The organism is Rhodococcus sp. (in: high G+C Gram-positive bacteria), assembly GCF_049299235.1.
Lineage (GTDB): Bacteria > Actinomycetota > Actinomycetes > Mycobacteriales > Mycobacteriaceae > Rhodococcus.
The window spans coordinates 1-13,183 of the sequence record NZ_JBAQXC010000250.1 but is presented as its reverse complement, the minus strand read 5'-3'; the positions used below and the strand labels follow the sequence as shown (position 1 = coordinate 13,183).

The 13,183-nt window shown below is 68.8% G+C and carries 14 protein-coding genes and 1 pseudogene; 8 read left to right on the top strand and 7 right to left on the bottom strand.

Going from position 1 to position 13,183, the window contains the following annotated elements:
- Both WAX14_RS14945 and WAX14_RS14940 read right to left on the bottom strand, forming a co-directional pair.
- A partial coding sequence (locus WAX14_RS14945) for a TIGR02234 family membrane protein (RefSeq protein ID WP_422628839.1) occupies positions 1-281 on the bottom strand: 281 nt, incomplete at its 3' end.
- Positions 282-349: 68 nt separating this feature from the next.
- Entirely contained in the window at positions 350-1,924 is a 1,575-nt protein-coding gene (locus WAX14_RS14940; RefSeq protein ID WP_422628837.1) for an anthranilate synthase component I, read from the bottom strand.
- Between the two features lie 57 nt (positions 1,925-1,981).
- On the opposite strand from WAX14_RS14940, the gene WAX14_RS14935 reads away from it, so the two are divergent.
- Positions 1,982-2,437 (top strand): peroxiredoxin, encoded by a 456-nt coding sequence (locus WAX14_RS14935; RefSeq protein ID WP_422628836.1) that lies wholly within the window; start codon positions 1,982-1,984, stop codon positions 2,435-2,437.
- Between the two features lie 6 nt (positions 2,438-2,443).
- Here WAX14_RS14935 and WAX14_RS14930 read toward each other — a convergent pair whose 3' ends face one another.
- Entirely contained in the window at positions 2,444-3,211 is a 768-nt protein-coding gene (locus WAX14_RS14930) for a dioxygenase (protein WP_422628838.1), read from the bottom strand.
- A 315-nt stretch (positions 3,212-3,526) separates the two neighbouring features.
- Here WAX14_RS14930 and WAX14_RS14925 point away from each other — a divergent pair, with 315 nt between their 5' ends.
- Both WAX14_RS14925 and WAX14_RS14920 read left to right on the top strand, forming a co-directional pair.
- The gene (locus WAX14_RS14925; protein WP_422628835.1) at positions 3,527-5,236 is read left to right on the top strand and encodes a SulP family inorganic anion transporter; all 1,710 of its coding nucleotides are present in this window, start codon (positions 3,527-3,529) and stop codon (positions 5,234-5,236) included.
- Positions 5,237-5,257: 21 nt separating this feature from the next.
- A pseudogene (locus tag WAX14_RS14920) lies at positions 5,258-5,344 on the top strand (hypothetical protein); the annotation flags it as partial.
- Between the two features lie 38 nt (positions 5,345-5,382).
- Here WAX14_RS14920 and WAX14_RS14915 read toward each other — a convergent pair.
- Positions 5,383-7,050, bottom strand: coding sequence for an SLC13 family permease (locus tag WAX14_RS14915; protein ID WP_422628834.1), 1,668 nt, complete (start codon positions 7,048-7,050; stop codon positions 5,383-5,385).
- Between the two features lie 89 nt (positions 7,051-7,139).
- Here WAX14_RS14915 and WAX14_RS14910 point away from each other — a divergent pair, with 89 nt between their 5' ends.
- Together WAX14_RS14910 and WAX14_RS14905 are read left to right on the top strand one after the other, a co-directional pair.
- Entirely contained in the window at positions 7,140-8,084 is a 945-nt protein-coding gene (locus tag WAX14_RS14910; RefSeq protein ID WP_422628833.1) for a universal stress protein, read from the top strand.
- Between the two features lie 73 nt (positions 8,085-8,157).
- On the top strand, positions 8,158-8,643 hold the full coding sequence (locus WAX14_RS14905; RefSeq protein ID WP_422628832.1) for a MarR family winged helix-turn-helix transcriptional regulator: 486 nt from the start codon (positions 8,158-8,160) through the stop codon (positions 8,641-8,643).
- 56 nt (positions 8,644-8,699) lie between these two features.
- On the opposite strand, the gene WAX14_RS14900 is transcribed toward WAX14_RS14905, so the two are convergent.
- Positions 8,700-9,587, bottom strand: a complete 888-nt coding sequence (locus WAX14_RS14900) for a SixA phosphatase family protein (RefSeq protein ID WP_422628831.1) — start codon at positions 9,585-9,587, stop codon at positions 8,700-8,702.
- A gap of 105 nt (positions 9,588-9,692) precedes the next feature.
- Entirely contained in the window at positions 9,693-10,466 is a 774-nt protein-coding gene (gene map, locus WAX14_RS14895; protein WP_422628830.1) for a type I methionyl aminopeptidase, read from the bottom strand.
- A gap of 96 nt (positions 10,467-10,562) precedes the next feature.
- On the opposite strand from map, the gene WAX14_RS14890 reads away from it, so the two are divergent.
- Together WAX14_RS14890 and WAX14_RS14885 are read left to right on the top strand one after the other, a co-directional pair.
- Complete coding sequence (locus WAX14_RS14890) at positions 10,563-10,829, top strand: helix-turn-helix domain-containing protein (protein ID WP_422628829.1); 267 nt, start codon at positions 10,563-10,565, stop codon at positions 10,827-10,829.
- Between the two features lie 128 nt (positions 10,830-10,957).
- Positions 10,958-11,782, top strand: a complete 825-nt coding sequence (locus tag WAX14_RS14885; RefSeq protein WP_422628828.1) for a dienelactone hydrolase family protein — start codon at positions 10,958-10,960, stop codon at positions 11,780-11,782.
- Between the two features lie 126 nt (positions 11,783-11,908).
- On the opposite strand, the gene WAX14_RS14880 is transcribed toward WAX14_RS14885, so the two are convergent.
- Entirely contained in the window at positions 11,909-12,370 is a 462-nt protein-coding gene (locus tag WAX14_RS14880) for a DUF6194 family protein (RefSeq protein ID WP_422628827.1), read from the bottom strand.
- 58 nt (positions 12,371-12,428) lie between these two features.
- On the opposite strand from WAX14_RS14880, the gene WAX14_RS14875 reads away from it, so the two are divergent.
- The gene (locus WAX14_RS14875) at positions 12,429-13,145 is read left to right on the top strand and encodes a MerR family transcriptional regulator (RefSeq protein ID WP_422628826.1); all 717 of its coding nucleotides are present in this window, start codon (positions 12,429-12,431) and stop codon (positions 13,143-13,145) included.
- Positions 13,146-13,183 lie beyond the last annotated feature (38 nt).

The window sequence follows — 13,183 nt, the reverse complement described above, 5'->3', positions numbered from 1 at the left end:
CCGCCGAGCAATCCGGCGGCCGGGATCGCAGCGGCCACCGCGACGGCCGCGACGGCCGCCGCGACAATTCGCAATGCCCAGCCGCGCACTGCGAACGACGCGGCGATCGCGGCGACGAGCGTGAGGGCGAGCGGGGTCAGCGAGGCCGCCCATGTGCCGCCGTCGAGGGTGAGGGTCCGGTCCTCCCCCAGCCCGTCGGAGGAATAGGCGGTCACCCACGTCATCCGGCTCGACGCCCACAGGGCGATCGCGCCGACACCGAGCAGCAGTGCCGCCACCACGGCGGGGCGGCGTCGCGGCTTGGTTGGTGTGGACGCGGGCGGGGTGGATGCGGGCGGGGTGGTGTCGGTCACGGCCGATCACCGTAGGGATGCACGGTGCCGGCGGCCGCGACCGCGGACAGCGCCGACATGGCCTTGTTGCGGGCCTCGGTGTCCTCGTAGACCGGATCGGAGTCGGCGACGACACCGGCACCGGCCTGCACGTACGCGACCCCGTCCTTGATCAGCGCCGAGCGGATCGCGATGGCGGTGTCGGCGTCGCCTGCGAAGTCGAGGTAGCCGACGATGCCGCCGTAGATACCGCGGCGGGTGGGTTCGAGTTCCTCGATCAGTTCCATCGCCCGGACCTTGGGTGCGCCGGACAGGGTGCCGGCCGGGAAGCAGGCGGTGACGGCGTCGAGAGCGTGTTTGCCGTCGGCGAGGCGGCCGGTGACCGTCGAGACCAGGTGCATCACGTGGCTGTACCGTTCGATGTGCCGGTAGTCGTGCACCTTGACGGTGCCCGGTTCGCACACCCGGCCGAGGTCATTGCGGCCGAGGTCGACGAGCATCAGATGCTCGGCGTTCTCCTTCTCGTCGTGGATCAGGTCCTTCTCGAGCAGGACGTCCTCTTCCTCGCTGGTGCCGCGCCACCGGGTTCCGGCGATCGGGTGGGTGGTCGCGATGCCGTCGCTGACGGTGACGAGCGCTTCGGGGCTGGAGCCGACGATGGAGAACGCGGTCTCCCCGTCCGGTCCGGGAATGTGCAGCAGGTACATGTACGGGCTCGGGTTCGACGCGCGCAGCATCCGGTACACGTCGATCGGCTCTGCGGGACAGTCGATTTCGAATCGCTGCGAGAGCACCACCTGGAAGGCCTCACCGGCTTCGATGTCACCGATGAGCTTGCGTACGTCCGCGCCGAAACTCTCGGTGGTGCGCTGACGCCGGTAGTCGGGGGCGGGTTTCGCGAACGTCGACACGGTGGACGCCGCGGGCGCGGCCAGGTCGGCGGTCATCCGGTCCAGACGCGCGACCGCATCGTCGTAGGCCTCGTCGACGCGTTCGTCGGAGCCGTCCCAGTTGACGGCGTTGGCGATGAGCCAGATCGTGCCCTCGTGGTGGTCGACGGCGGCGAGGTCGGATGCGAGCAGCATGACGAGTTCGGGGATCTGCAGGTCGTCGTCCGCGAGGGACGGCAGCTTTTCGAGTCTGCGGACGAGGTCGTAGCCGAGGTAGCCGACCATGCCGCCGGTCAGCGGCGGCAGCCCGTGCAGACGCTCGGTGTGCAGAAGCTGCAGGGTGTCGTGCAGGACGTCGACGGGGTTACCGCCGTGCGGTGCGCCGGCGGGAACGTTGCCGTACCAGGCGGCCTCCCCGTCGACGACGGTGAGCGCGGCGGGACTGCCCGCGCCGATGAACGACCATCGCGACCACGACCGGCCGTTCTCCGCCGATTCGAGCAGGAATGTTCCGGGCCGGTCGGCGGCGAGCTTGCGGTACGCCGACAGGGGTGTCTCGGAATCGGCGAGCACCTTGCGGGTGACGGGAACCACGCGGTGTTCGGCCGCGAGTATCCGGAACTCCTCGCGGGTGGTGGTATCGGATCGACCGTGCGCGGACGGGTCGCTGGCTGCGGGAATGGTGGTCGGCTCGCCGGACATGCGCCCATCATCCCAGGGGCTGCCGCGACAGGCGCGGGCGCGGTAGCGTCGCCGGGCATGAAACCCGGTGATATTGCCCCCGACTTCGCACTGTCCGATCAGGACGGCGAGGTGCGCTCGCTCGACGCATTGCTGGCCGACGGTCCGCTGGTGGTGTTCTTCTATCCGGCGGCGTTCACCGCGGTGTGCACCGCGGAGGCCTGCCATTTCCGGGATCTGGCGGCCGAGTTCGCCGCGGTCGGTGCGACGCGCGTCGGGATCAGCGCGGATCCGGTGGACCGGCTCGCGTCGTGGTCGACCCGGCAGGCGTTCGGCTTCCCGTTGCTGTCGGACCCGGACGGCGTCGCCGCCGCGGCGTACGGGGTGCGGCGCGGGCTACTCGGGAAGCTGTCCCCGGTCAAGCGCACGACGTTCGTGATCGACACCGATCGCCGCATCGTCGACGTGATCGCGAGCGAGTTGCGCGCATCGGTGCACGCGGACCGCGCCCTGGTCGCGTTGCGCGCCCGCTGACCGGGTTCAGTCCACCTGGATCGACCGTTTCGCCAGGCCCATCCAGAATCCGTCGACGACCTGCTGCGGTATCTGCTCGGGGTCGCGGGAGGCGCCGAGGGTGACGAACAGCGGCGCGAAGTGCTCGATCGTCGGGTGCGCGTACAGCATGCCGGGTGCGCGGGTGCGGAAGTCGAGCAGACCGTCGATGTCGCCGGCCGCGAATCGTTCGGCGGCCCAGGCGTCGAACTCGGCGGACCAGCCGGGGGCGGTGGCCTCGGGTGTCCGGTCGCGCAGGAACGGCAGTCCGTGGGTGGTGAAGCCGGAGCCGACGATGAGCACGCCCTGCTCGCGTAGTGGCCGCAGTCGCTCGCCGAGGTGCAGCAGTCGCTGCGGGTCGAGGGTGGGCAGCGATATCTGCAGGACCGGGATGTCGGCGTCGGGATACATGACAGTCAGCGGCACGTAGGCGCCGTGGTCGAGTCCGCGGTGGGGTTGCGCTACGACCGGTTCGTTGTCGGGCATCAGCGCGGCAACCTGCCGGGCCAGGTCGGGTGCGCCCGGCGAAGGGTAGGTGACCTGGTAGAAGCGTTGCGGGAAGCCGCCGAAGTCGTAGACGAGTGGGGTGCCGGTGGTGGTCGCTCCGATGGTGAGCGGCGCCGATTCCCAGTGCGCGGACACCATGAGGATCGCGGTGGGTCGCGGCAGGTCCGCGGACCAGCGTTGCAACTGGGACACCCACCGTTCGCTGTCGACGAGCGGTGGGGCGCCATGGCTCAGGAACAGGGCGGGCATGATGCTCATAACACTCCTTTAAGTTGAAGCTTCAACTAATCTATCGTGGCAACGCCCTGCACACCACCATTCATTCCTCGGCTCATCCCTCGGCTTCGTAGTGCCAGTACCCCGGCGCATCGCCACCGTCACCCCACACGAACCCCCGCCCGACAAATCACCCGCGCCGGGTGACGCACCGGACGGTCCGGGAGCGGATCGTGATGGGTGCCGAACGGAACGGAGACCTCCGATGTGGCTGCTCGTCGCCCGGCGACCCGAGATGCTCATTCGGGCGAATCCCCCCGACACCCGATCGGCGCCGGAGGTGTCAGCATGACCGGGCGGCGGCGCGGACCACAGCGGCTGCGCGGCACACAGCGGCTGCGCGGGGCCGTCACCGGCCTCGGCCGACCGACACCGAAGGACGTCGTCTCCGGTCTGGTGACCGGACTGTTCTCCATCCCCGAGGGCATGGCCTACGCCAGCATCGGCGGCTTCAACCCGGTGACCGGGCTGTACTCGGGGATGGTCTCCACGCTGGTCGGGTCGGTGTTCGCCCGCACCGTGCTGATGGTGACGACGCTGACGAGCGCGATCGCGCTCTCCTCCCAGTCGGTGCTGTCCTCCGCCGGACTCGACCCCACCGACCCGGGCAATGTCGCGATGCTGGCCGTGCTGGTCGGTGTGATCATGGCCGTGCTCGGCCTGATCCGCGCCGGGTCGATCATGAGTTTCGTCTCCAGCGCGGTGATGACCGGGTTCACTACCGGCATCGCACTGCAGATCGTGGCAGGCATCCTCGGCGACGCCACCGGCTACGACACCGACCGCCACAACACGATCGCGAAAATCGTCGACGTCGTCGCCCACGTCGGGTCGTGGGATGCGGTCACGGTGGCGGTCACCGTCGCCACCGTCGCGGTGTGGGCGGCAGCGCGCCCGATCAAAGCGGTCGCCTCGCTCGCCACACTGATCGCGCTGGTCGTCGTCACCGCCGTGGTCACCCTGCTGCACCTCGACATCGCCACCGTCGGCGACATCGCCGCCATCCCCGACGCGCTCCCGCCGTTCACCGTCCCGGACCTGACCGCGATACCGCACCTGCTCGTGGGTGCCGTCGCGGTCGCACTGGTCGCCCTCGCGCAGGCCGCCGGCATTTCCGCTGCGACACCGAATCCGGACGGCAGTCGGTCGAACGCTTCCGGCGATTTCGTCGCGCAGGGCGCCGCGAACATCGCCGGCGGGCTGTTCGGGGCACTCCCGACAGGCGGTTCCCTCTCGCGGACCGGGGTCGCGGTGTCCGCCGGTGCCCGGAGCCGATGGGCGGGCATCTTCGCCGGTTTGTGGCTGATCGGTCTGGTCGCGGTCGTCGGGTCGGTCGCCGAGATCATCCCCATGTCGGTGATCGGCGGGCTGATCCTGGTGATCGGTGTCGAATTGGTGGCGGGCCGCTGGGATCACATCGTGCTGGTGTTCCGCACGGCGCCCTGGTCGGCGGTCGCCATGATCGTCACGCTGGTGGCCACTACCCAGTTGCCGCTGCAGAACGCCATCCTGATCGGTGCCGTGCTGTCCCTGTTGCTGTATTGCGTGCAGGCGGCCCGGACCGCCCGACTGGTGGCCCTCGACCGCACCACCGACGGCCGCTGGCGCGTCACCGCGGTGCCCGAGGTCTGCCCGAGCGGGCAGGTCACCGTGTTGCACTACGCGGGCGTCGGATTGTTCGCCGAGGTCCCCCGGATCGACGAGTCCTGGCCCCGGATCGACGAGACCCGGAATGCGGTCGTCGTCCTGAGCGTGCGCACCCTGCCGGATGTGCCGTCCGCCACCGTGATCGACGCCGTCCGCAGACACGCGAAGGTCCTCGGCGGGAACGGAAGCCGGCTGATGATCGCCGGGGTGGACGCGAGATTTGCGCGCATCCTCGAGCACAGCGGGCTCGCCGCCGAACTCGGTGATGATTCCGTCGTCGAGGCGACCGACGAACTGTTCGAGGCCCTCGACGTCGCGACGACCCGGGCACGGCGGTGGATCGACCGGTGAACGGACCACCAGGACGAACTCGACACGAGCGGTGACACCTCGACCTGGACGCGGATCCTCGCGCTGACCGACCGCCCGGACCCCGACTTCGACATCGTCACTCCGTAGGGCACACACCGACCAGGGGCAGGACGTGTTCGTCGGGCTCACCCCGCGAACGTGAGCATCGCCCACCCGACACCGACCGCTGCCGCCGCGACCGCCACCGTGAGCGGAACCCCGAACCGCACGAACGACCGCGTCGAATATCCACCCGGCTGCATCACCATCAGGTTCGACTGGTGGCTGTACGGGTTCAGAAACGTGAACGAGATGCACGTGCCGATCAGCGTGAGCAGCAACACCGGGTCCAGACCCACACTCGCCGCGATCTGCAGGGCGATCGGCGTGAGGATCGCCGCGGCGGCGGCGTTGGTCACCGCATTCGTCAAGATGGTGGTGCCGACCACGAACACCGTCACGATCAAAGCCACGTTGCCGCCTGCCAGCGTCAGGATCGCATCGGAAATGTGCTGGCCCAGCCCGCTGGCGACGACGATCGTGCCCAACCCCACCGACCCCGCGATGATCGCGAGGATATTCCAGTTCAGTGCTCGCACAGCCGATCTCGGCGTAAGCACCCCGGTCAGTACCATCAGCACGGCGCCGGCGGACGCGACGAGTTCGACCGCGACCATGCCCGACGACGCCGCGACGATCGTGCCGACCAGAATCGACACCGCGATCCACGTCTTCGCGGTCTGCGGGGCCTTGCCGGACAACTCCCGCCACAAGGCCACCAGAGTGTTTTCACCGAGCGCATCCGCCGAGTCCGCGGCGACCAGACATAGGGCGCCGGGCCGGGCCGGGGCCTCCCTCAGCAACCGGTCGGTCTGTGCGGCGATCACGACGAGATCCTCGTGTTCCTCGAGATCACGGACCGATCGTCCCTCGTTGGTCGCGATGGCCACCCGGAACAGCCGCTGCGGTGCGACCCCGAAGACCGGATTCGACCACAGCATCCGCACGCCCGACTCGGTCGCCCGGTACACGAGCACATCACCGGGTTCGATCGCGTCGTCGATGTTCTCGGGTTCACCCCACCGGCGGATCTCCACGAGTTCGAATTCTGCCGTGGACCGGATGTCGAGCCCGGCCGCGGTGCGCCCCACCGCCAAGGCGCGAGCCGAGACCGGGATCTCGGCCTGCCACGACAGGTCGCGGTCACTCTCGTCTGCCCGACCACCGAGCAGCCACGGTGCCGTGACCGTCAGCACGATCCACCCGACGATCGCCACCGGTACCGCGACGGGCACGAACGAGAACATCGTCAACTGCACTCCCACCGGTTCGGCGAGCCCGGCGATGAGGAGGTTCGAACTGGTGCCGATCAGGGTCGCCGAACCCGCCAGTGTCGTCGCATGTGCGATCGGCAACAAGATGCCGCGCGCCGATATGCCGGATCGCTGCTCGAGTTCCTTCGTGGCGGGAATGAGCATCGCCACGATCGGGGTGGTGTTGATCAGTGCCGACACGAAACCGACCGACGGAATCAGCCGGCGCAACACCTGACCCGAGTTCCGGACACCCGACAGCAGCAGATGCGTGACACGGGAGATCGCCCCGGTTCGCAGCACGCCCTTCGCGATGACCAGCATCGCCGCGATCGTGATCACGCCGCCGTTGCTCAGCCCGGCGAACAGTTCGGCCGGAGTGGCGATCCCGACCAGACCGGCCACCACCAACGCCGTCGCCAACGCCAGGACGGCCGGAACCGTCCCGGTCGTCATCACCACCAGGGTCGCCACCACAATCAACGCCGCAATCAATGCCATGTACGGGATAATCTCAATTCGCGGCACGGAACGTTCGACCGCCGTGACGGGTGCGCACACACCGATGATCGGACGGAGGCACGAACGATATGGCATTCTCGAACGCCGGCACGCACGTCGTGGTCGGGATCGACGGATCCGATACTTCCCTCGGCGCGGCGAAGTGGGCCGCCGCGGTCGCCCGGACGCTGGAACAGCCACTGCAACTGGTGTATTCGACACACCATCCGACGCGCCTGCTCGGCACCGGCGACCCGACCCTCGCCCAGCAGTTGACCGACAGTCTGTCCGACGACGGCGCCCGCGTGCTCTCGCGCATCGTCACCGCCATCCGGAAGGACCTGCCGGACGCTCGTCTGACCACACTCCTCGCCGACGAGGCACCGGCAACCGCGCTGCTCGCCGCCGGGGCGGACGCGTCACTGCTCGTGGTCGGCGCGACCGGTCGTGGATCCGTCGAGCGCTGGCTGCTCGGTTCCACCGCGTCGCGGGTGGTCCACCGTGCGACGTGCCCGGTCGTGGTGTGGCGCGGCGACCCGGCCGATCCGGGCCCCGACCACCGGCCGATCGTCGTCGGCCTGGACGGCACACCGACGTCTGCGGCCGCGGCCGAACTGGCCTTCGAGTTCGCGTCGCTCACGGGCGCGCCGGTCACGGCGGTCCGCACCTGGACCGACGAATACACGGTCGGCGCGATCACACCCGACTCGATACCGATCGCGAGTCCCGCGGCGATGCTCGTCGATTGGGACGCCGTGGCGCGTGGCGAAGCGGCAACCCTGACCGCCATTGTCGCGTCCTACCGGGAGCGCTTCCCCGGCGTGACGGTCGAGGAGGTGTCCTCGCGTGGATCCGCGGCGCGCGCACTGTTGCGAGCACTCGACGACGGCCAGCTCGTGGTCGTCGGCAGCCGCGGGCGAGGTCGTCTGACCGGAACGCTGCTGGGGTCGACGAGCCAGAATCTTCTGCACCGCGCGGAACGTCCCGTCGTGATCTGCCGCGGCGACGACGCCGAACCGAACCGAACCGGGTAGAGCCGAGCGGCGGGCGACGACACCGCTTTGGCAGGCTTGTGGGAACGGACCACGGAAGCGAGGAGCAGATCCCATGAGCAGCGACAGTCCCCGGTGGCTCGATGCCGACCAGCAAACCGCGTGGCGGTTGTTGGTCTCGGTGGTCACCCGGTTGCCCGCCGCTCTGGACACGCAAACCCAGCGCGACTCGAACCTGACGCACTTCGAGTACTTCACCCTCGCGCAGTTGTCCGAGGCCCCCGGCCGACGGGTGCAGCTGTCCGTCCTCGCCGAATCCACGAACTCGTCGCTATCGCGACTGTCGCATGTGATCACGCGGCTCACCACGCGCGGCTGGGTGTATCGGGAACCGATCGCGGGCAGCCGCGGCTCCTTCGCGGTCCTCACCGACGAGGGGTATGCGAAGGTGGCCGAGGCGGCACCCGCGCATGTCGAGGCGGTGCGCCGGCTGGTATTCGACGGTTTGGACCACGATCGGGTGCGAGCGCTCACCGAACTCGGCACTGTCCTCGTGGCGCAACTCGACAAGGGCATCGCCGCGGGCACCGGAAGGCCCTGATCGTGTGGCCCGGATTGTGTGGCCCAGATTGTGTGGCCCAGACCGGGAGACTGCTCCTACCGGACGTCGGTCCGCGCGTCGGCCGAGCCACACACCGAACGTCCGGTCAGGGAGACCGTCATCTCGACATGATCGGCCGCCTCCGCGGTACGCGACCAGCCCAGTGCGACCAGAGACTCGATGGTGCCCCGGTCTGCGGCGGGTACCCGGGCACCGGCCACGGCCAATCCCCGATCGCGGGCGGTTTCGGTCAAGCGCCGAAACAGCGCGGTGCCGACACCGTGGTACTGCGCCATCTCGGATGCCCGGACCGAACAGTCCGCGCGCGGAACCGATTCCGATTCCGTGACCGTGTACCACCCGGCGCCCAGTAATTCGGTGCCGGCGAATGCACCGACCCGCACCACGGCCCCTGCCCCCCGTGGTTCGTTGTCCGCGGGTGTCAGGTCCCGCAGGACGGTCGGCGCGGTATCCATCGGGTCGCTGTCCACCGGCGGCACCGGGGGAAGGTAACTCCAGTGCCGTGACGCCGTCGCATCCGCGTCGATCACCCAGGCCGACCCTTTGGCGGTGCGTCCCGGCGGTGGAGCCTCTAGAAGCCCATGTGCCCGTAGCCTTTCGGTGAGGGCATCGAACACCTCACCGTGCGTGCACAACAACACACCGTCGAAGTCGGTGTCGGAGACGAACTGGTGGAGAGCGACGATGGAGGTGTCCGGGGCGAGCAGTGGGTGATCGGCGACCGGCACTCCGAGCGCGGCGGCCAGTGGGGCGAGGGTTTGCCGGCAGCGCACCGTCGGGCTGGACCAGAGGGTCCGCACGGCGAGCCCGGACAGCACGTCGGCGAGGTGCTCGGCCTGGTCGTATCCGACGGGGCTGAGGGGACGGTCGCGGTCGTTTCCGGTCCACAATTTCTTGTCGCCGGCGTGGGCATGTCGGACCATCACATACACGGGGACTCCTCGTGGACCGCCTCACGGATGCTGCGGTCTCATCGATACCACGCCACCGCACCGCGTGCGACCGGAACGCGCCTCACCGGCCGGCGGTCAGTGCGGGTCGCGGCTCGTCAGGATCAGTGGGTCCCCGTCGGTGACGGCGATCGTGTGTTCGCTGTGTGCAGTACGCGATCCGTCGGCGGAGCGGATGGTCCATCCGTCCCGGTCATAGACGATCGTGTCCGTGCCCTGCGCGAACCACGGTTCGAGCGCGAGGGTGAGTCCGGGCCGCAACGTCAGGCCCCGTCCGGCCCGTCCGGTGTTGGGCACGTGCGGGTCCTCGTGCATCGTGCGGCCGAGGCCGTGTCCGCCGAAGTCGGTGTTGACGAGATAACCGTAGTCGGCGGCGACCGCGCCGATCGCCGCCGAAATGTCGCCCAGTTTGTTGCCCGGACGGGCCGCGGCGATGCCGGCAGCGAGGGCGTGTTCGGTCGCGTCGACGAGCCGCTGATCCTCGGGGCGCGGGGTGCCGACGATGAGGCTGCGCGCGGAGTCGGCGACCCACCCGTCGATCGACACGGCGATGTCCATGCTCAGCAGGTCACCGTCGCGCAGCAGGTAGTCGAACGGAAGTCCGTGCAGGACAGCATCGTTGACGGACAGGCAGATGACATTTCGGAACGGGCCGCGCCCGAAGGACGGCGCGTAGTCCCAGTAGCAGGAGGTGGCGCCACGCTCGTCGATGAGGTGCCGTGCGCGGTGTTCGAGGTCGAGCAGGTTCACTCCGGGCTTCGCCGTCTCGGCCAGGTCGGCGAGCAGGTCGGCGATGAATGCGCCGGTGACGCGCATGGCCGCGATCTCCTGCGCCGTCTTCAGTTCGAGCAACGGTCCGTACTCCTGAGTGTTCGAAAGATCGGTATTAAAATACCACTCTAGCGGACTGGGCCGGTATTTTCATACCGGTTCCGGTAGGCTGCCCACATGGTCCGTCTCCCGCTGACCCCGCGACAGATCGCTACCGGCAAACGACTCGGCGAATACCTGCGCCGCGCGCGCGGCGAGCGCACCCTCGCCGACGTCGCGACCGCTGCGGGCATCTCCCCCGAAACCCTCCGCAAGATCGAAACCGGGCGGCTGTCGACGCCGGCATTCACGACGGTCGCGGCACTGGCGACGGAACTGTCGGTCTCGCTCGACGAACTCGCCCGCCTCTGCTTGCCGACAACCGATCTCGAACAGACGGGATGAAGGAACCGTCCGGGTGATCGCACTCCACCCGGCGCCGCCCCTCCTGCGCGACACTCTCTGCACCGAACACGAGGAGCGCACACACGGATCCGCCCGCCTCACCCCGCATTGGCATATCATTCCGTTCTATGCCGGACGACGCCCTACAGGATTTCGACCGTGGCACCTTCACCCACGAGGGCAAGACGCGGGCGGTTTTCCGACGGGGCGCGGGACCAGCAGTGATCGTGATCGCGGAAATACCGGGAATCACACCGAAAGTGCTCGAGTTCGCCCGCCGTGTCTCCGCAGTCGGATGTACCGCCGTGCTGCCCCACCTGTTCGGTCACCCGGGCCGGGCCTACCCGGACCCCGAGGTCGACGGCGCGCTGCGCGCGGCCGGCAAGTTCGCGGGCACGATCGTTCCCCTCTGCATCAGTCGCGAGTTCACGGTGTTCGCCACCGGAAAGACCTCCCCGGTCGTCACCTGGCTGCGCGCCCTCGCCGCCGAGGAACATCGCCGGTGTGGAGGGCCGGGGGTCGGAGCCGTGGGCATGTGCTTCACCGGCGGGTACGCCCTGGCGATGGCCACCGACGACCGCCTGCTGGCCCCGGTCCTCTCCCAGCCCTCGCTGCCCTACGGGCTCACCGCACGACAACGACGCTCGATCGACATTTCCCCCGGCGATCTGGCGAAGGTCACACAGCGCTGCGCCAACGGACTCACGGTCCTGGGACTGCGATTCAAAGGCGACAAGACCTCCCCCGCCGAACGTTTCGACTTCCTGCGCGAGCAACTGGGCGAGGCATTCGTCGGCGTGGAACTCGACGACACTGCCGCCAATCCCACCGCGACCCTCACACCTCACTCGGTGCTCACCGAACACCTCATCGACGAACCCGGGCAACCGACTCGGGATGCACTCGACCAGGTCCTCGACCTGTTTCGCACCCGACTGCTGACATCGCGCTGACCTACCGGCTCCACCAGGCCCGATCGTGGATCCACGACCGCTTCTGATCAGCCCGACGGCGTGAAGTGCCGCAGGAGGTTCGATCGGGCAAATTTGCGGTCGTGCACATGGTGTGCGAGTTGCACGTCAGTGCGCCGACCGGTAGCGCGACCGCACCAACTCGTGGGCCTGCACCAGCAGCTCCCGCACGTCGGCGTCGGTTCCGCGTCCCGGGTTCACGACGGACAGCCACCCGAGCGTCCCGTACACCGGATGTGGGAAGACCCGGTCGGCCACGCTCGGGTCGGCCTCGAGCACACCGGCATCCCGCGGTCGCACACCCGTCCGCGCGGTGAACACGTCCTTCCCCGCAAAGACGTTGAGCCGGAACGTGCCCGGTCGGTTCAAATGCGATCGTTCGTCGCCGGGGTAGTCCTTCGTCACGATCGTCGCGAAGGGCTGGGTCGTCGTCGGCACCTGCCCGTCGGGCGCGTAGTAGAAGAAGGTGTCGCCCCAGCTGATCTCGGGCGAGCCGTCACCGGCGACCGGCCGATATGCCAACACACCGCCGAGTCCGGTGACGACGTCGATGATCTCGTCGATACTCATGTCTCGAGTGTTTCATTCAAGTGCTTGTGGAGACCTGGACCGGAAGATTCGAGGTGAGATGACGGAAAGTCGCAACTCGCGCCTACGCACGATCGACATCGCGCGAGGTGCCGGATACTCCGTGCAGCAGATTCGCAACCTCGAACGCGACGAGGTGCTGCCGTCCTCCGCCCGTTCTGATGCCGGCCACCGGATCTACGGCGAGGTGCATCTGCAGTCCGCGCTGGCCTACCGCGGGCTCGCCGCCGGTGTGGGCCCGGCCGACGCGAAGACGATCGTGCGGGCCGCGCACTCTTATCCCGAATCGAACGTGCTCGCCCTGCTCGACGCGGCGCACACCCGGCTCGACACCGAACGGAGGGAACTCGCGTTCACGCAGGCCGCGGCGGCCACCATCGTGACCGAGCCGATCGAAGATGTGCACCCAGCCGATGCGCTGAGTATCGCCGAGCTCGCCGGCGCGCTCGGGATACGGACCTCGACGTTGCGGCACTGGGATGCCGAGGGGCTCGTCGTTCCCGACCGGTCCGGTGCACGTGGCCCGCGCCGCTACTCGCCTGCCGCGGTGCGGGATGCGCGCATCGTCCACCAGTTGCGACTCGCCGGGTACGGCATCGCACAGTTGCGCCGCCTGCTGCCACAACTGGTGCGTGCCCGCGGGCGCGACGATCTCGCGGCGATCCTGACCGCGCGCGGCGAAAGCATCGATGCCCGCTCGCTGGCGCTGCTCGACGGTGCCGCCGCGCTCCGGTCGCTGATCACACCGACCCGTTGAATGCCTGAGCTCGCAAGCCCCGGGCGAGGTGGTCGCGC

Bases quoted from the DNA above. Each gene is read 5' to 3' on its own strand.
- WAX14_RS14940 (WP_422628837.1), bottom strand. From the start codon at position 1,924: ATGTCCGGCGAGCCGACCACCATTCCCGCAGCCAGCGACCCGTCCGCG.
- WAX14_RS14935 (WP_422628836.1), top strand. From the start codon at position 1,982: ATGAAACCCGGTGATATTGCCCCCGACTTCGCACTGTCCGATCAGGAC.
- WAX14_RS14930 (WP_422628838.1), bottom strand. From the start codon at position 3,211: ATGCCCGCCCTGTTCCTGAGCCATGGCGCCCCACCGCTCGTCGACAGC.
- WAX14_RS14925 (WP_422628835.1), top strand. From the start codon at position 3,527: ATGACCGGGCGGCGGCGCGGACCACAGCGGCTGCGCGGCACACAGCGG.
- WAX14_RS14915 (WP_422628834.1), bottom strand. From the start codon at position 7,050: ATGGCATTGATTGCGGCGTTGATTGTGGTGGCGACCCTGGTGGTGATG.
- WAX14_RS14910 (WP_422628833.1), top strand. From the start codon at position 7,140: ATGGCATTCTCGAACGCCGGCACGCACGTCGTGGTCGGGATCGACGGA.
- WAX14_RS14905 (WP_422628832.1), top strand. From the start codon at position 8,158: ATGAGCAGCGACAGTCCCCGGTGGCTCGATGCCGACCAGCAAACCGCG.
- WAX14_RS14900 (WP_422628831.1), bottom strand. From the start codon at position 9,587: ATGGTCCGACATGCCCACGCCGGCGACAAGAAATTGTGGACCGGAAAC.
- WAX14_RS14890 (WP_422628829.1), top strand. From the start codon at position 10,563: ATGGTCCGTCTCCCGCTGACCCCGCGACAGATCGCTACCGGCAAACGA.
- WAX14_RS14885 (WP_422628828.1), top strand. From the start codon at position 10,958: ATGCCGGACGACGCCCTACAGGATTTCGACCGTGGCACCTTCACCCAC.
- WAX14_RS14880 (WP_422628827.1), bottom strand. From the start codon at position 12,370: ATGAGTATCGACGAGATCATCGACGTCGTCACCGGACTCGGCGGTGTG.
- WAX14_RS14875 (WP_422628826.1), top strand. From the start codon at position 12,429: ATGACGGAAAGTCGCAACTCGCGCCTACGCACGATCGACATCGCGCGA.